Source organism: Methylobacterium sp. OAE515, assembly GCF_041806315.1.
Lineage (GTDB): Bacteria > Pseudomonadota > Alphaproteobacteria > Rhizobiales > Beijerinckiaceae > Methylobacterium > Methylobacterium tardum.
Genome location: NZ_JBGMUV010000001.1, coordinates 1958502 through 1974451, shown reverse-complemented (window position 1 = coordinate 1974451; position 15950 = coordinate 1958502). Strand labels below are relative to the sequence as shown.

The window sequence follows — 15950 nt, the reverse complement described above, 5'->3', positions numbered from 1 at the left end:
TCTGCAGATCAATTACACAATATAAAATCCAAATTTACTTCCAATGATGGCTATATGCTCAAATAAATCAAAGCATATTTTTTGAAAATAACCGAAGAAGCGAGTTCGCCGGCCGACGGCGGGATCCGGCGGCCGGCAGCTTCCTTTCAGGCTTCGCCGCGTGCGACCAGCGCCTCGTACTCGGACACGTCCAGCTTGCCTTCCTGGGCAACCCGCGCCTTGTCGGCATCACTGATGACATCGCCCGCGAGGTCGAGACGCTTCCATGCGGCGAGCGGCGTCTCGCGACCGGGCCTTGGGACGTACTTGTTCTGCTCGAGCTTCTTGTACTTGTGGATGTAGCGCGGGCAATTGACCCAGATCTTCGTCACCGCGACCTTCACGAGGTACTTGGCCTCGGTGTACTCAGCCATGAGCGTGTCGTCGCGCAGCAGCGTGGCGTGGCCCTGAACGCGGATGCGGTGCGGCGTCTCAAAGTCAATGAATAGCAGGCCGACCTTGGCCTGACCCTCGATGTTGCCCATCGAGTAGAACATGCCGTTGCCGTCGAAGCCTGGGAACACCAGCGTGCTGGGGTCGAGCACCTTCACGAAGCCCGTGGGGCCGCCCTTGTAGGAGACGGTCGGCATCCCGTCCGGGTCGACGGTCGAGAGGAAGAACATGTCGCGGGAGCCGATGAAGGCGCCCTCCTCCGGCTGGATGCTCTCGTGGACCCAATCCTCGTCGAGCCGCACGGCGAGCTTGGTGGTCCCGAACTCCTTCTGCAGCGCCCGGTGCGCGTCGGAATAGAGCGATGCCATGGCGTATCCTCCCAGCCTTCGTCGGTCCTCGTCGCGCGGGACCGCTGGCCGGGCTTATCGCTGGGAATAGCCGCGCTCGGCAACCAAGAACGCGAAGGGCCGGCCTCGCTCGCGCGTGACCGGCCCCCAGCACGGCCGAGCAGAGCCCGGCCGCACGATGAGAAGAAATCAGTTGCGGGTCTTGTCGACCAGCGCCTTCTCGGAGATCCACGGCATCATGCCGCGGAGCTTGGCACCGACCTCCTCGATCGGGTGGGCGGCGAGCTTGGCGCGGGTCGCCTTGAACGAGGTCTGGTTGACCTTGTTCTCCAGCATCCAGTTGCGGGTGAAGGTGCCCGACTGGATGTCGTTGAGCACGCGCTTCATCTCGGCCTTCGTCTCGGGCGTGACGATGCGTGGGCCGGTGACGTACTCGCCGTACTCGGCCGTGTTGGAGATCGAGTAGTTCATGTTGGCGATGCCGCCCTCGTAGATGAGGTCGACGATCAGCTTCACCTCGTGCAGGCACTCGAAATAGGCCATCTCGGGGGCGTAGCCCGCCTCGACCAGCGTCTCGAAGCCGGCCTTGATCAGCTCGACGAGGCCACCGCAGAGCACGGCCTGCTCGCCGAACAGGTCGGTCTCGCACTCCTCCTTGAAGGTCGTCTCGATGATGCCGGCGCGGCCGCCGCCATTCGCCGAGGCGTACGACAGGCCGAGGTCGTGGGCGTTGCCGCTCGCGTCCTGCGCGATGGCGATCAGGGTCGGCACGCCGCCGCCGCGGAGGTATTCAGAGCGGACGGTGTGGCCGGGGCCCTTCGGGGCGACCATCAGGACGTCGAGGTCCTTGCGCGGCTCGATCAGGTTGAAGTGGACGTTGAGGCCGTGGGCGAACAGGAGCGCGGCGCCCTGCTTCATGTTGCCTTCCAGCGACTCGCGGTAGATGTCGCCCTGCAGCTCGTCGGGGGTGAGCATCATCACGACGTCGGCCCACTTGGCGGCCTCGGCGACCGACAGGACCTTGAAGCCCTCGTGCTCGGCCTTCTTGGCGGTCGCGGAGCCCTCGCGCAACGCGATGACGATGTCCTTCACGCCGGAATCGCGCAGGTTGAGCGCGTGGGCGTGGCCCTGGCTGCCGTAGCCGACGATGGCGACCTTCTTGCCCTTGATCAAGTTCAGGTCGGCGTCGCGATCGTAATACACCCGCATGTCTGTCTCCTCTTAAGTTCGGTGATTCGGGTCGGGTTTGGCCTGACCGTAGAGGGTCAGGAACTGCTCGACGGCGCGGCCCGCATCGCGCCGGATCTCGGCCCCGTCGAGGTCGAGGGTCTCGCCGAGCAGAAGTCGGATCTGGATATCCCGGCCGACGAGGCCGAAGAAGGTGCGGAAGGCGGCCTCGCTGTCGGCGAAGCTCAGCAGGCCGGCGGCGCGGCCGGCCTCCAGCACGGGCTTGACCCGCTCGCCGATGGCGAAGCGCCCGTTCGCGAGCACGATGCCGCCGAGGTTGCTCTTGCGCGAGCCCGCATGCGCGATGGCGATGCGGTTCAGCGCGACCGAGGTCGGGCCGGTGATGACCTCCAGCCACGTCACGGCGAAGTCCTGCAAGCGCTCCCGCAGGGTCACGCCGTCGAGCACCTGCGCGGCGTCGCGCCCGGCATGAACCCGGGAGGCCTGCCAGCGCACCGTCGCGGTCAGCAATCCGTCCCGGTCACCGAACCACTTGTAGAGCGTCTCCTTCGAGCAGCTCGCCCGGCGCGCGACGGCGTCCATGGTGACTTGCTCGCCGTCCTCGACCATGAGGCCGAGCACGGCGTCCAGCACCGCCTGCTGGCGTGCCGAGGGTGCGTCCTGCTCTGCTGTGGCGCTGGCCTGCATCGTCTCGAAATGGCGTACCGTACCGTACGGTACGCGCTGTAGGCCGATTCGGAGGCCGCGGCAAGGGGGTGCCGCGGCCGGCCGTGTCAGCGCGGGAGAGGCAGACCCTCGCGGGCGAAGACGGCCTGGACGGCCGGGCGCTCGGCGACCCGGCGGGCATGGGCGGTCCAGGCCGGGAAGCGGCCGGCCATGTCGAACCGAAGAGTCGGGCCGTTCGCCCAGAACCAGAAGACCATCAGGTAGGCGTCCACCACGCTGAAGCGGTCACCCACCGCCCAGCCACCGTGCGAGAGGCGCACCTCGGTCATGGTGGCGAGATCGGCATAGGTGTTGGCGGCCTTTGCCTTGATGCCGTCGAAGGCGCTCTCGTCCTCGGTGTAGCGCTCCGGCCGGCGGACATGCGCGTAGGTCACGTGGTGGTTGCAGGCGAGCCAGCCGAGCCACTCGTCCGCGGCGGCCTGCTCCCGCAGGTCAGTGGGCCAGAGCCCCTTTTCCGGCACCTGACGGGCGACGTGGCGCAGGATCGCGGCGCACTCGGTGAGCACCCAGCCGTCCTCGGTCAGCGCCGGCACGCGGCCGCGATCGTTGATGGACAGGTATTCCGGCCGACGCTGGTCGCCCGCGGCGAGGTCGAGCTTATTACCCTCGTAGGGCAGCCCGGATTCCTCCAGGATGATGTGGGCGGCGAGCGAGCAGGCGCCGGGGGCGTAGTAGAGAGTGCGGGCGGTCATGCGGAGTCCTTAATCGACGAACGCGGGCGCGGCGTTTTCAGCGACAACGGCCAGCCGGCTGTCGCCTTCGATGCCGACGACGTCTTCCGGCTCCCCCGAGCACCGACTGGCCGCGCGTCAGAAGCTCAGAGCGGGTCCGACCCGCGCCCCATGGCGCTGATGCCGGTGCGACAGATCTCCACCAGCCCGATCACACTCATCAGGCGCACGAACCGGTCGACATCTTCTGTGGCGCCAGTCAGCTCGAACACGAAGGAGTTGAGCGTCGCGTCGAGTGTCTTGGCGCCAAATGCAGCGGCCAGCCGCAGGGCTTCGCTGCGGTGCTCGCCCTCGCCCTTCACCTTCACGAGGCAGATCTCGCGCTCGATGGCGTTGCCCTGGAGCGTCAGGTCCACGACCCGGTGCACCGGCACCAGGCGGTCGAGCTGCGCCTTGATCTGCTCGATCACGGCGTTCGTGCCCGTCGTAACGATGGTGATGCGCGAGATGTGGCGCGCCTCCTCGGTCTCGGAGACCGTCAGGCTCTCGATGTTGTAGCCCCGGCCGGAGAACAGGCCCGAGATGCGGGCGAGCACGCCGGGCTCGTTGTCGACGATCACCGCCAGCGTGTGCCGGTTCACCGGCTCGACGCGGACCGCATCGGGGTAGTGGGTGTTCATCGCGTTCATCGCCGGCCTCGTCCTCGTCGTTCGACCCATCGCCGCCGCAGCGGCGGATCGCGGCCCGGCTTCGACGCCGGGCCGCCCGCCCTCACACCAGCATCTTGCCTTCTTCGGAGATCACGTCGCCGAGCTCGACGCCGGTCTCGCCGAGGTAATCGGACAGGAGCATCTCGTTGTGCGCCTTGCCCGACGGGATCATCGGGAAGCAGTTCTCGGTCTTGTCGACGATGCAGTCGAAGATCACCGGGCCGTCATGGGCGAGCATCTCGGCGATGGCGCCGTCGAGGTCGCCCGGCTTCTCGCAGCGCATGCCCTTGGCGCCGTAGGCCTCGGCCAGCTTCACGAAATCCGGCAGGCTCTCCGAGTAGCTCTGCGAGTAGCGCGAGCCGTGCAGCAGCTCCTGCCACTGCCGGACCATGCCCATGTACTCGTTGTTCAGGATGAACACCTTGATCGGCAAGCGGTACTGCACCGCCGTCGACATCTCCTGCATGTTCATCAGGATCGAGGCCTCGCCGGCGATGTCGATCACCAGCCCGTTCGGGTGCGCGAGCTGCGTGCCGATCGCGGCCGGCAGGCCGTAGCCCATCGTGCCGAGGCCGCCAGACGTCATCCAGCGGTTCGGCTCGTCGTACTTGAAGTATTGGGCGGCCCACATCTGGTGCTGGCCGACCTCGGTGGTGATGTAGGTCTCGCGGCTCTTGCAGGCCTCGTAGAGGCGCTGGACCGCGTATTGCGGCTTGATGATCGTGCCGGACGGCCAGTAAGCGAGGCAGTCCCGCGCCTTCCAGGTCCCGATCTTCTGGAACCACGAATCGAGGTTGGACTTATCCGGCCGCGACGGCAAAGCGCGCCACGCCTCGAGCATGTCGGCCAGCACCGAGGCACAGTCGCCGACGATGCCGACATCGACCTTCACGACCTTGTTGATCGAGGACGCGTCAACGTCGATGTGGATCTTCTTCGAGAACGGCGAGAACGCGTCGAGCCGGCCGGTGATCCGGTCGTCGAACCGGGCGCCGACGCAGATCATCACGTCGCACTCGTGCATCGCGAGGTTGGCCTCGTAGGTCCCGTGCATGCCGAGCATGCCCAGGAACTTCTCGTCCGTGCCCGGATAGGCGCCGAGCCCCATCAGGGTCGAGGTGACCGGGAAACCGGTCTCGCGGACGAGCTCGCGCAGCAGGCGCGAAGCCTCCGGGCCCGAGTTGATCACGCCGCCGCCGGTGTAGAAGACCGGCCGGCGCGCCGTTGCCATCAATTCGACGGCGGCGCGGATCCGATCGGAATCGCCCTTCACGGCCGGGCGATAGGTCTTGTGGCTCGCGATCTCAGGACGCTCGTAGAGCCCCGAGGCGAACTGGATGTCCTTGGGCAGGTCGACGACCACCGGGCCCGGCCGGCCGTTGGCCGCGACGTAGAACGCCTCGTGCAGGATGCGCGGCAGGTCGTCGATCGATTTGACCAGGTAATTGTGCTTCGTGCAGTGGCGCGTGATGCCGACCGTGTCGCATTCCTGGAAGGCATCGGTGCCGATCAGGTGCGTCGGGACCTGGCCGGTGATGCAGACCAGCGGGATCGAATCCAGCATCGCGTCGGTCAGGCCGGTGACGATGTTGGTGGCGCCGGGACCCGAGGTGACGAGGACGCAGCCGACCTTGCCGGAGGAGCGGGCATAGCCCTCCGCCGCGTGGACGGCGCCCTGCTCGTGGCGGACGAGGATGTGCTTGACGGCGTTCTGGTGGAACAGCGCGTCGTAGATCGGAAGTACGGCGCCGCCCGGATACCCGAACAGCGTGTCGACACCCTGATCCTGGAAGGCCCGGATGACCATCTCGGCCCCGGTCATGACCTCGCCGCTCATGCTCGTCTCCTCGCGCTCTCCGGAGCCACCGCGATCCTCGGATCGCCGCCCTGCCCCGTCCTCTCTCACTGCACCTTCGTCCCGCGAAGCGGTCTCCGCCTCGCCCGAACGTGCCCTTCGCGTCGATATCCCGTCTGCGCCGATCCCATGCTGCCCTGACGCGGGCAACAAAAAAGGGCCCCGAGGGACCCTGCATGCGCCACCGCTCGGACCGCGGCCCTAGCTCAGGGCCGCCCCGTCGGTGACGCTACCGCTACAATAAGGATCGTGGTCATCGGATATCCGAACTCGCCCCGCGGCGGCCGACCAATCCAGCATGGATTGCAACGGATCGCGCGTGAAGTGTCGGGCCTCTTAGCGGAGAGCGGGGAGCGGGTCAACGGCTCTGTCGTGCCGTTTCGGTGCTTCGAGCCGCTTCCGCGCCTTCACGACACCGGCGGCGGGTAGCGGCGGACCCAGTTGCTCGCCGCGTCGTAGGCTGTGCCGAGTTGCAGGCAGGCGAGCTCGCCGTGGTTGGGACCGACGATCTGGATGCCGGTGGGCAGTCCGGCCTCTCCGAACCCGGCCGGCACGTCGAGGGTCGGCAAGCCCGCCATGGTCACCGGGATCACGGTCTGCATCCAGCGGTGATAGGTATCCATTCGGCGCCCACCCACCGTCTCGGGCCAGCGCAGAGCCTTGTCGAACGGGAAGACCTGCGCCGTCGGCATCACGAGGTAATCGTAAGTCGCCATGAACCGGCGCAAGGTCTCGTACCAGCGCGTGCGGCCCTCGAGGGCGGCGATGATCTGGTCGGCGGTGAGCGCCAGCCCGCGCTCAACCTCCCAGGCGGCCTCCGGCTTCAGCTGAGACCGATGGCGGGGCTCATCGTAGAACGGGCGCAAAGCCGCCGCGACGGTGAGTGCCCGCAGCACCAGCCAATCCTGCCAGAGCCGCTCCATATCGTAGCGCGGCACCGCCTCCTCGACGATGCAGCCCAGCTCGACGAAGGTCGTCAGTGCGGAGCGTCCGAGTTCCAGCACACCGGGATCGAACGGGATCTGCCCGCCGAAATCGCCGAGCCACGCGATGCGGGTGCCGCGAAAATCTCGGGCGCGCGGGCTAGCGAAGGCGGAGGGGTCCTGACGGATCGCGTTCGGGTTGCGCGGGTCGTAGCCCGCCTGGACGGAGAGCATCAGGCCGATATCGGCGGGCGTGCGCCCGATCGCCCCGAGCACGCCGAGGCCGGGGCTGAACACGTCCTTGGCCTCGGCGGGGATGCGCCCCCAGGCCGGGCGCAGGCCGTAGCAATTGTTGAAGGCCGGCGGGTTCCGCAGGGATCCGGCATGGTCGCTGCCGTCGGCGACCGGCTGCATTCGCAGGGCCACCGCGACCGCGGCGCCGCCGCTCGACCCGCCCGCGGTCTTGTCGTGATCGTAAGCGTTGGCGGTGGTCCCGTAGACCGGGTTGAAGCTGTGCGATCCGAGGCCGAATTCCGGGATGTTGGTCTTGCCGATGAAGATCGCTCCGGCGGCGCGAAGCCGGGCCACCATGATAGAGTCGGTGTCGGCGATCCGGTCGGCGAAGATCGGTGAGCCCTGCGTGAACCGCAGGCCCCGCACGGGATCGAGGTCCTTCACGGCGAGTGGAAAACCGTGGAGCGGTCCGACCGCCTCACCGCGCGCCAGGACGGCATCCGCGGCATCCGCCTCCTGAAGTAGCGCCGCGTCGTCCCGCAGCCCCACGATGGCGTTCACCTGCGGGTTGATCCTGTGGATCCGGTCCAGATAGGCGCGCATCACCTCGGCGCAGGAGACGATCCGGCCGCGGATGGCGGCGGCGAGGTCCACCGCGCCCATGGCCGTGATGCCGTCCGGTCGCGCGTCCTGCATCGTACCGCTCCTTCGATCTGGTGGGCTGCACCGACCACGCCGCGATGCAAGATCGGTGACCGTCTTTGCGAGCGGAGCGAAGCAATCCAGCAGCGCAACGCGGGTTCAGCCTCGCGCTGCCCTGAGTCGCTTCGCTGCGCGCGCGATGACGGTGCGCAGACCTTGCCCTAGGTGATTACGCCACCGACCAGGGCAGGGTCTCCTCGCCCCGGAACACCACAACGGTTGTGTCGTCGACCGCGACCGCCTCGGCGACCCGGCCCGGCCGCCGCTCTAGGGTCAAGGTCCCGGCATTCGGCTCCAGGCCGTGGAAGCGCGCACCGTTGAGCGACGCGAAGGCCTCGAACCGGTCGAGTGCCCCCTCCTCGTCGAAGACCTGCACGTAGGTCTGGAGCGCGGAAGGCCCGCAGAACACGCCGGCACAGCCGCAGGACGCCTCCTTGGCGCCGCGGACATGCGGGGCCGTGTCGGTGCCGAGATAGAAGCAGGCCTCGCCCGAGGTCGCGGCCTTGCGGAGGGCCAGCCGGTGCCGCTCGCGCTTGGCCACCGGCAGGCAGTAGAGGTGCGGGCGCAGGCCGCCCTGGAAGATGTGGGTCCGGTTGATCACCAAGTGGTGCGGCGTGATCGTCGCCGCGCACCGGCTCCGGTGCTCGCGGACCACGTCGAGGATCTCCGCCGTGGTGGCGTGCTCCACGGTGACCTTCAGTCCCTGATGGCGGCCGAGCAGTGGGATCAGGCTGCCCTCCATGAAGGCGGCCTCGCGGTCGAAGATGTCGATCTCCGGGTCGGTCGCCTCGCCGTGGATCAGGAGCGGCATGCCGATCCGCTCCATCCGCTCCAGCACGGGCGCGATCCCGTTGAGGTCGGTGACGCCCGCGTGCGAGTTCGTCGTCGCGCCGGCCGGGTACAGCTTGGCGGCGACCCAGACCTTGTCCCGGAAGCCACGCTCGATCTCATCCGGATCGGTGTCGTCCCGCAGGTAGCAGGTCATCAGCGGCGTGAAATCCATTCCCCCGGGGAGTGCGGCGAGGATGCGCTCCCGGTAGGCCTGCGCGGCCGCGACCGTGGTCACTGGCGGCACGAGGTTCGGCATGATGATGCCCCGGGCGAACTGCGCCGCCGTGTAGGGCAGCACCGCCTTCAGCATGGCACCGTCGCGCAGGTGGATGTGCCAGTCGTCCGGCCGGCGGATCGTGATCCGGTCGACCGGCTTCGCCTCCTGGCGCTCGGCGGGGAAGAGGTCTGCGACGCCCATCGCGAAACTCCTCAGGCCTGACCGAAGGCGGAAATGCCGCCATGGGCCGCCGACCACTCCGCCGGCGCGTTGAGGAAGCGCTCGACCTCTTCGAGGGTCTTCGGATCGAAGGTGTCCATCTCCTTGGCCACCGCCAGAACGTCCCACCAGGTGGTGAGGTAGTGGAGCTTGATGCCGATCTCCTCCATCAGCGCGGCGCTACCGGGGAAAATGTCGTAGTAGAACAACACAAAGCAGTGATCGACCTGGGCGCCGGAATTACGCAGGGCCTTGCAGAAATTGACCTTGCTGCGCCCGTCGGTGGCGAGATCCTCGACCAGCAGGGTCCGGGCGCCCTCGACGATCTCGCCTTCGATCTGGGCGTTGCGGCCGAAGCCCTTCGGCTTCTTCCGGATGTACTGCATCGGCAGCATCATCCGGTCGGCGATCCAGGCGGCGAAGGGGATGCCGGCGGTCTCGCCGCCCGCGATGTGGGTCAGCTTCTCGTAGCCGATCTCGCGCACGATCGTGGCGGTGGCGAAATCCATCAGCGTCGAGCGCAGGCGCGGGAACGAGATGATCTTCCGGCTGTCGGTGTAGACCGGGCTCGCCCAGCCGGAGGTGAACTTGAACGGCTCGTCCTTGTAGAAGAGCACCGCGCCGATCTCGAGGAACATCTTGGCCGCCTCGCGGGCGATCACTTGCCGGTCGAGGGGCAGGAAGGGGCTGGTCATGCGGCGTGCGCGCTCCGCTTGGGTGCTCTCCGGGGCTTGAAGACCAGTCCGGCCGGAGAGAACGCATTAAATAAGGGCCTGACCGCCCTCCTCCGCCCTGTCTCCGCCAGCGTCAACCCTGCGCAGCGCGCTATCCGCGCTTCACTTCACGCGGTCTTGCCGGCCCGCAGATGCGCGAGGTGCCGGATCGCCAGAGCGTAGCCGTGCGTCCCGAACCCCGCCAGCACGGCCGTCGCCGCGAGCGAGATGTAGGAGTGGTGGCGGAAGGCCTCGCGGCGATGGACGTTCGAGATGTGGCACTCGATCACCGGCACCTCGCAGGTATTGAGCGCGTCGAGGATGGCCACCGAGGTGTGTGTGTAGGCGCCGGCGTTGATGACGATGCCGGCCGAGCCGACCCGGAATTCCTGGATCGCGTCGATCAGCACGTGCTCGGCGTTGCTCTGGCGGCACTCGACCGCGAGTCCGAAGCCTGCGGCGGTCTCGCGGCACAGGGCCTCGACATCGGCCAGCGTCTCGCGGCCGTAAATCTCCGGCTGGCGCTTGCCCAGCAGGTTCAGGTTCGGCCCGTTCAGGACCAGGATCGTTTCGTTCATCGTGTGCCTCGCGGCCCGAGAGGTGCGGCAAGCGCCGGCAAGACACAAGGGCAGGATGTCATCCGGCCGGAGATGTCCCGCATACGGACCAGAGTCACACGCCGGTCGGTTCAGATCCGCGACCTGCGGCGCTATCCCGGACGGCGCGAGGGGATGAGGCAGGGAGAATAAATGGATGGCGGCATCCCGAAGCGACGCACCCGTGGTGATCGCGGTGGCGATCACGGGCTCGGTCCCGCGCAAGAAGGACAATCCGGCCGTGCCCGTCACGGTGGCCGAGCAGATCGAATCGACGCATCAGGCCTTCGAGGCGGGCGCCACGCTCTGCCACATCCACGTGCGCAACGACGACGAGTCGCCCTCCTCCGACCCGGACAAGTTCGCCGCCGTGCAGGAGGGGCTGCGCCAGCACTGCCCGGGGATGATCGTGCAGTTCTCCACGGGCGGGCGCGGGCGCGACCCGGCTGCCCGTGGCCTCTCGCTCAGGCACCGGCCCGACATGGCCTCCCTGTCCACCGGCTCGGTGAACTTCCCGACCATCGTCTACGAGAATTCCGCGAGCCTCGTGACCGAACTCGCCAGCCAGATGAAGCAGCACGGCGTCCGGCCCGAGATCGAGATCTTCGATCTCTCGCACCTGCACGGCGCCAAGCGCCTCATCGAGGCGGGCCTGATCGACGCGCGCCCGCACGTGCAGTTCGTGATGGGCGTCCAGAACGCCATGCCGGCCGAAGAGCACCTCCTCGACATCCTGCTCGCCGAGACGCGGCGGATCCTGCCCGAGGCGACCTGGACCGCCGCCGGGATCGGCCGCAATCAGGCGGTGGTGATGGACTGGGCGTTGGCCCGCGGCGCCGACGCGGTGCGCACGGGGCTTGAGGACAACATCCGGGTGGCGAAGGACCGTCTGGCGGCGAGCAACGCCGAGCTGGTCGGGCTCGCCGCCGAGGCCGTGGCCCGCCACGGCCGCCGTGTCGCGACGCCCGCCGAGGCGCGCGCCGCGCTCGGGCTTGGCTGAGCCACCTTCTCACGCGCGGGTCGGCGTGCTAACGCTCCGACCGCGCGGGTGTAGCTCAATGGTAGAGCAGCAGCCTTCCAAGCTGAATACGAGGGTTCGATTCCCTTCACCCGCTCCAGCCCGCGCCGCCGGCCGCGGTCGCCGCGCCGGGTCGCGCCTCTTCCGGATCAGGCACACATCATGAAGGTTTCGGCCGACCTCTGCATCGTGCCGATGGGCGTCGGTCCGTCGGTCTCGCCCTACGTACGCGCGATCAAGGCGATCATCGAGTCGAGCGGCCTGACCGCCACGATGCACCCCAACGGCACCAACATCGAGGGCGAGCTCTCGGAGATCTGCGCGCTGGCCGAGCGGTGCGAGGCGAAGCTCGCGGAACTCGGGGTTCAGCGGACCTTCTTCACGCTGATCTTCTCCACGCGCCGGGACAAGGACCAGTCCATGGCCGACAAGCTGACGGCCGTCTCCTGACGCGGCGCGCGGCGCTCCCGCCGCGCGGTCTGGACGCCCAATCGACCTCAGCCGTGGCAGCTGCAGCCGGCATGGTCGCAGCCGGGATGATCCGTGTGCCCGTCGGCGCACGAGTCGCAGCAATAGGCCTTCCCGTCCCGGGACACCGCCTTCGCGACCGGGATCACGCAGACGCAGTCCTGGCAGGCACACTTCACCATCTCGACGTCGACGCTGGCCACGATCTCCTCCTGTGCTCTTATGTGGACGAGTCGACGCTAGATCCGGGACATCCATAAGCAAAGCCGGCCCGGCCGCGGTGACGCGCCCGTGATCCGTTTCCCGGCTCGCGCGTTTCCCTCGTCCGGTCGTTGGCGTGCCGGACGGGAGGACGGCATGGCTGAACAAGAAACCGGCGACGTACGGATCGAGCCTTATGACGGCCCGGCGGGCGGCTGGGGCTCGGCCCGCTCCCTCGTCGAGATCCTGACGCGTGAGGGTGTGCCGGTCACCGGCTCGGCGATGCTGCTGAAGCAGAACAAGCCGGACGGATACATGTGCGTGTCCTGCGCCTGGGCGAAGCCCGCCAAGCCGCTCGCCTTCGAGTATTGCGAGAACGGCGCCAAGGCGACCGCCTGGGAACAGACACGGCGGCGTGCGACGCCGGACTTCTTCGCGGCCCACACCGTCACCGAGCTGCTCGGCTGGAGCGATTACGCTCTGGAGGAGCAGGGCCGCCTCACCCATCCCCTGCGCTACGATCCCGAGACCGACCGCTATCGCCCCGTCTCGTGGGCCGAAGCGATGGCGGAGATTGGGCGGGAGCTGAAGGCCCTGCGCGCGGCCGACCCGAAATCGGTCGTGTTCTACGCCTCGGGCCGGGCCTCCCTGGAGACCAGCTACATGTGGGCGCTGCTGGCGCGTCTCTATGGCAACAACAACCTGCCGGATTCCTCCAACATGTGCCACGAGCCGACCTCGGTGGCGCTGCCCCAATCGATCGGCGCGCCCGTAGGCACGGTGCTCCTTGAGGATTTCGAGGACACCGACCTGATCCTCTTCTTCGGCCAGAATGTCGGGTCGAACGCGCCGCGGATGCTTCACCCGCTCCAGGAGGCCCGCCGCCGCGGCGCGCAGATCATCACCTTCAACCCGCTGCGCGAGCGCGGGCTGGAGCGTTTCACCGATCCGCAATCGCCGGTGGAGATGCTGACGCGGTCCTCCACGAAGATCTCGACCCAGTACCATCAGGTGAAGGCGGGCGGGGATCTCGCGGCGATCACCGGCCTGTGCAAGGCGTTGCTCGCTATGGACCGGGAGGCTTCCGCGTCTGGCCGGCCCGGCGTGCTCGACCACGCCTTCATCGCCGAGCACACCCACGGGTTTGAGGATTTCGTCGCCTTCTGCGACGGGCAGGATTGGGCCGCGCTGGAGCGGCGCTCCGGGCTCACCCGGGCTGCCTTGGAAGCCGCGGCCGCAGCCTATGCCCGCGCCAAGGCGGTGATCGGCATCTACGGGATGGGCCTCACGCAGCACCGCAAAGGTACCGAGACCGTGCGGATGCTGGTCAACCTGCTGCTCCTGCGGGGTAATATCGGCAAACCCGGGGCCGGGATCTGCCCCGTGCGCGGCCATTCCAACGTGCAGGGCCAGCGCACGGTCGGCATCACCGAGAAGCCGGAACTGGCGCCCCTCGACAAGCTGAAGGAACTCTACGATTTCGAGCCGCCGCGGGAGAAGGGGCTCAACACCGTCGAGACCTGTGAGGGCATCCTCGACGACAGCGTGAAGGCCTTCATCGGGCTGGGCGGCAACTTCCTGCGCGCGGTCCCCGACACCGGCCGCATGGAGCCGGCTTGGCGTCGGCAGCGGCTGACCGTCCAGATCTCGACCAAGCTCAACCGCTCGCATCTCGTGAACGGGGCGGTGGCCTACATTCTGCCCTGCCTCGGCCGCATCGAGATCGACCGGCAGGCGAGCGGCCCGCAGGTGGTCTCGATGGAGGATTCGACCGCGCGCTTCCACGGCTCCCGGGGCGTCTCCGATCCGGTCGGCCCGCACCTGCGCTCGGAGCCCTGGATCGTGGCGGAGATCGCGAAGGCGACCCTGCCACCGAATCCGCGGATCGACTGGGATTCCTGGGTCGCCGATTACGGCCGGGTGCGCGCGGCCATCGAGGCGACCTATCCCAAGGTGTTCCACGACCTGAACGGGCGGATGTTCCAGCCGGGCGGCCTGACCAAGCCGCTGGGCGCCCGCGACCGGAAGTGGGAGACGGAGACCGGCAAGGCGAACTTCGCTGTGCCGGCGGGCCTGGAGGCCGACCCGGACCTGCCGGCCCGCGGCCCGGATGTGCTCGACCTGATCACCCTCCGATCGAACGACCAGTTCAACACGACGGTCTACGGTTACGACGACCGCTTCCGCGGCGTGAAGGGCACCCGCGACGTGCTGTTCATGAACCGGCAGGACATTGCTCGGCTTGGACTGAAGGATGGCGGCGGCGTCGACGTGGAGACCGAGGCCGACGACTCGGTTCCGCGGCGTGTCGGCGGGCTCCGGGTCGTGGCCTACGACATTCCGGAAGGGAATTGCGGCGGCTACTACCCCGAGCTGAACGTCCTGCTGCCGCTCTGGCATCATGACGAGCAATCCAAGACGCCCGCCGCCAAGGCGATCACCGTCCGGGTGACCGCAGCGGCCCGCTCGGGCTGAGAGGAGCGTCTGGCGCGCGGTCGCTCCTTCCGGCAAGGAACGATCATGGACCAGGCGACCCCACCCGACGCACGACCGGACGCTTACGCGGATCCGCGTCTGCTCGCCCTCCTTGACCGGATCGCGGCCGAGACGCCCCTGCGGGCGCCGGGACTGGACCTCTCGCATCTGCGGGCGTGCCCCGATGTGCTGGCCGCTGAGGCGGGGACCGCCGATCCCGAGTCCGGCGGCCTGCCGCTCACCGGGGCCGATCTCTCCGGCGCCCGGATGGAGGAGGCCGACCTCACCGGGGCGAATTTGCGCCGGGCCACGCTCGGCGGGGTGGTCGGGCGCTCGACCCGCTTCACGGGCGCCATCCTGGAGGAGGCCGACCTCTCCGAGGCGGACCTATCGGGCGCGGATTTCACCGGGACGGTCGCGGGCCAAGTGAAGTTCGTCGGCGCCATGCTGGAGGATGCGCGCTTCGGCCAGGCCGCGATGCGGTTCGCCGACCTGTCCGGCGCGCTCCTCGACGGGGCGGATTTCGCGGGCGCCGATCTCTGGGGCACGGATTTCTCCGGGGCGGACGCCGACGACACGGTGTTCCGCGAGGCCCGCCTGGACGAAGCCAAGCTCGCGGATGCCAACCTCACCCACGCGGATTTCGCTGGCGCCAGCCTGACGAAGGCGAGCCTGGCGGGCTCGCGGCTGCGGGGGGCGAATTTCACCGGGGCGAAGCTCGACGGGGCCGACCTGTCGGGGGCTGACCTGTCGGATACCGATCTGGTGCGCTTGAATCTCGCCACCTGCCGCCTCCGGCACGCCCGCTTCTCCGGCGCGTGGCTGAACGGCACGCGGATGAGCGTCGAGCAGCTCGGCGGCGCGGTCGGCGAGGAGGTGGCCGGCGCCTACGAAGCCGCACAAGCGAGCTATCTGGCCCTGGAGCAGAACTGGAAGAGCATCGGCAGCCATGACGCGGCGAGCTGGGCCTACAAGCGGGGCCGCCGGATGGGACGTTTCCATGCCGGGCGGCAGGCGCTGGCCGCCTGGACCGAGCGGGACTGGACCGGCGTTCTGCGGCACGGCTACCGCTGGACCGCCGACCGCTTCGTCGAGTGGCTGTGCGATTACGGCGAGAGCCTGTCGCGCATCGCCCGGGCCTTCGCCTTGCTGATCGTCGTGTTCGCGGGCCTCTACGGGCTGACCGGCGGCCTGTTCATCTTGGCCGGGCCGGAGGCGGGCCCGACCTACAATCCCCTCGATCTCCTGAGCTACAGCGCGCTCAACATGATGACCGCCAACCCACCGGAGATCGGTTTGAAGCCCACCGGCCGCGTCACCAACCTGCTGGTCGGCCTCGAGGGCGCGGTCGGCATCATCCTGATGGGGCTCTACGGCTTCGTCCTGGGCAACCGCCTGCGCCGATGATGGGAGGCTGCGGCCCG

At 68.2% G+C, this 15950-nt stretch carries 15 protein-coding genes and 1 tRNA gene; 5 read left to right on the top strand and 11 right to left on the bottom strand.

Annotated features, from left to right (window positions below):
- Positions 1 to 146 precede the first annotated feature (146 nt).
- The 10 genes from ABIE45_RS09675 to aroQ all read right to left on the bottom strand — a co-directional run bounded on the left by ABIE45_RS09675 (position 147) and on the right by aroQ (position 10346).
- Positions 147 to 800: a pyridoxamine 5'-phosphate oxidase family protein gene (locus ABIE45_RS09675; RefSeq protein ID WP_192706516.1), complete on the bottom strand. Its 654-nt coding sequence runs from the start codon at positions 798 to 800 to the stop codon at positions 147 to 149.
- Positions 801 to 968: 168 nt separating this feature from the next.
- On the bottom strand, positions 969 to 1988 hold the full coding sequence (ilvC, locus tag ABIE45_RS09670) for a ketol-acid reductoisomerase (RefSeq protein ID WP_012322218.1): 1020 nt from the start codon (positions 1986 to 1988) through the stop codon (positions 969 to 971).
- A 12-nt stretch (positions 1989 to 2000) separates the two neighbouring features.
- Positions 2001 to 2654, bottom strand: a complete 654-nt coding sequence (locus ABIE45_RS09665) for a TetR/AcrR family transcriptional regulator C-terminal domain-containing protein (RefSeq protein ID WP_192706515.1) — start codon at positions 2652 to 2654, stop codon at positions 2001 to 2003.
- Positions 2655 to 2740: 86 nt separating this feature from the next.
- Positions 2741 to 3385: a glutathione S-transferase N-terminal domain-containing protein gene (locus ABIE45_RS09660; protein WP_192706514.1), complete on the bottom strand. Its 645-nt coding sequence runs from the start codon at positions 3383 to 3385 to the stop codon at positions 2741 to 2743.
- 125 nt (positions 3386 to 3510) lie between these two features.
- The gene (gene ilvN, locus ABIE45_RS09655) at positions 3511 to 4053 is read right to left on the bottom strand and encodes an acetolactate synthase small subunit (RefSeq protein ID WP_192706513.1); all 543 of its coding nucleotides are present in this window, start codon (positions 4051 to 4053) and stop codon (positions 3511 to 3513) included.
- Positions 4054 to 4135: 82 nt separating this feature from the next.
- Positions 4136 to 5911, bottom strand: a complete 1776-nt coding sequence (locus ABIE45_RS09650) for an acetolactate synthase 3 large subunit (RefSeq protein ID WP_192706512.1) — start codon at positions 5909 to 5911, stop codon at positions 4136 to 4138.
- A gap of 425 nt (positions 5912 to 6336) precedes the next feature.
- Entirely contained in the window at positions 6337 to 7782 is a 1446-nt protein-coding gene (locus ABIE45_RS09645) for an amidase (RefSeq protein WP_192706511.1), read from the bottom strand.
- 175 nt (positions 7783 to 7957) lie between these two features.
- Positions 7958 to 9037, bottom strand: coding sequence for a dihydroorotase (gene pyrC / locus ABIE45_RS09640; RefSeq protein WP_192706510.1), 1080 nt, complete (start codon positions 9035 to 9037; stop codon positions 7958 to 7960).
- Positions 9038 to 9048: 11 nt separating this feature from the next.
- Positions 9049 to 9750 carry an orotate phosphoribosyltransferase gene (locus tag ABIE45_RS09635; RefSeq protein WP_192706509.1) on the bottom strand — a complete coding sequence of 234 codons (702 nt, stop codon included), beginning with the start codon at positions 9748 to 9750 and terminating at the stop codon, positions 9049 to 9051.
- A gap of 146 nt (positions 9751 to 9896) precedes the next feature.
- Positions 9897 to 10346: a type II 3-dehydroquinate dehydratase gene (aroQ, locus tag ABIE45_RS09630; protein WP_192706508.1), complete on the bottom strand. Its 450-nt coding sequence runs from the start codon at positions 10344 to 10346 to the stop codon at positions 9897 to 9899.
- Positions 10347 to 10521: 175 nt separating this feature from the next.
- Here aroQ and ABIE45_RS09625 point away from each other — a divergent pair, with 175 nt between their 5' ends.
- From ABIE45_RS09625 to ABIE45_RS09615, 3 genes are all read left to right on the top strand, one after another.
- On the top strand, positions 10522 to 11364 hold the full coding sequence (locus tag ABIE45_RS09625; RefSeq protein WP_192706507.1) for a 3-keto-5-aminohexanoate cleavage protein: 843 nt from the start codon (positions 10522 to 10524) through the stop codon (positions 11362 to 11364).
- Positions 11365 to 11408: 44 nt separating this feature from the next.
- Positions 11409 to 11482, top strand: a tRNA-Gly gene (locus tag ABIE45_RS09620).
- A gap of 62 nt (positions 11483 to 11544) precedes the next feature.
- Positions 11545 to 11832: an MTH1187 family thiamine-binding protein gene (locus ABIE45_RS09615; protein ID WP_192706506.1), complete on the top strand. Its 288-nt coding sequence runs from the start codon at positions 11545 to 11547 to the stop codon at positions 11830 to 11832.
- Positions 11833 to 11879: 47 nt separating this feature from the next.
- Here ABIE45_RS09615 and ABIE45_RS09610 read toward each other — a convergent pair whose 3' ends face one another.
- Positions 11880 to 12053, bottom strand: coding sequence for a metallothionein (locus ABIE45_RS09610; protein WP_192706505.1), 174 nt, complete (start codon positions 12051 to 12053; stop codon positions 11880 to 11882).
- 154 nt (positions 12054 to 12207) lie between these two features.
- On the opposite strand from ABIE45_RS09610, the gene ABIE45_RS09605 reads away from it, so the two are divergent.
- Both ABIE45_RS09605 and ABIE45_RS09600 read left to right on the top strand, forming a co-directional pair.
- Positions 12208 to 14526, top strand: coding sequence for an FdhF/YdeP family oxidoreductase (locus ABIE45_RS09605; RefSeq protein WP_192706504.1), 2319 nt, complete (start codon positions 12208 to 12210; stop codon positions 14524 to 14526).
- A 45-nt stretch (positions 14527 to 14571) separates the two neighbouring features.
- Positions 14572 to 15933: a pentapeptide repeat-containing protein gene (locus ABIE45_RS09600; RefSeq protein ID WP_192706503.1), complete on the top strand. Its 1362-nt coding sequence runs from the start codon at positions 14572 to 14574 to the stop codon at positions 15931 to 15933.
- Positions 15934 to 15950: the final 17 nt, after the last annotated feature.

Coding starts and splice junctions, on each gene's coding strand:
- ABIE45_RS09675 (WP_192706516.1), bottom strand. CDS start 800: ATGGCATCGCTCTATTCCGACGCGCACCGGGCGCTGCAGAAGGAGTTC.
- ilvC (WP_012322218.1), bottom strand. CDS start 1,988: ATGCGGGTGTATTACGATCGCGACGCCGACCTGAACTTGATCAAGGGC.
- ABIE45_RS09665 (WP_192706515.1), bottom strand. CDS start 2,654: ATGCAGGCCAGCGCCACAGCAGAGCAGGACGCACCCTCGGCACGCCAG.
- ABIE45_RS09660 (WP_192706514.1), bottom strand. CDS start 3,385: ATGACCGCCCGCACTCTCTACTACGCCCCCGGCGCCTGCTCGCTCGCC.
- ilvN (WP_192706513.1), bottom strand. CDS start 4,053: ATGAACGCGATGAACACCCACTACCCCGATGCGGTCCGCGTCGAGCCG.
- ABIE45_RS09650 (WP_192706512.1), bottom strand. CDS start 5,911: ATGAGCGGCGAGGTCATGACCGGGGCCGAGATGGTCATCCGGGCCTTC.
- ABIE45_RS09645 (WP_192706511.1), bottom strand. CDS start 7,782: ATGCAGGACGCGCGACCGGACGGCATCACGGCCATGGGCGCGGTGGAC.
- pyrC (WP_192706510.1), bottom strand. CDS start 9,037: ATGGGCGTCGCAGACCTCTTCCCCGCCGAGCGCCAGGAGGCGAAGCCG.
- ABIE45_RS09635 (WP_192706509.1), bottom strand. CDS start 9,750: ATGACCAGCCCCTTCCTGCCCCTCGACCGGCAAGTGATCGCCCGCGAG.
- aroQ (WP_192706508.1), bottom strand. CDS start 10,346: ATGAACGAAACGATCCTGGTCCTGAACGGGCCGAACCTGAACCTGCTG.
- ABIE45_RS09625 (WP_192706507.1), top strand. CDS start 10,522: ATGGCGGCATCCCGAAGCGACGCACCCGTGGTGATCGCGGTGGCGATC.
- ABIE45_RS09615 (WP_192706506.1), top strand. CDS start 11,545: ATGAAGGTTTCGGCCGACCTCTGCATCGTGCCGATGGGCGTCGGTCCG.
- ABIE45_RS09605 (WP_192706504.1), top strand. CDS start 12,208: ATGGCTGAACAAGAAACCGGCGACGTACGGATCGAGCCTTATGACGGC.
- ABIE45_RS09600 (WP_192706503.1), top strand. CDS start 14,572: ATGGACCAGGCGACCCCACCCGACGCACGACCGGACGCTTACGCGGAT.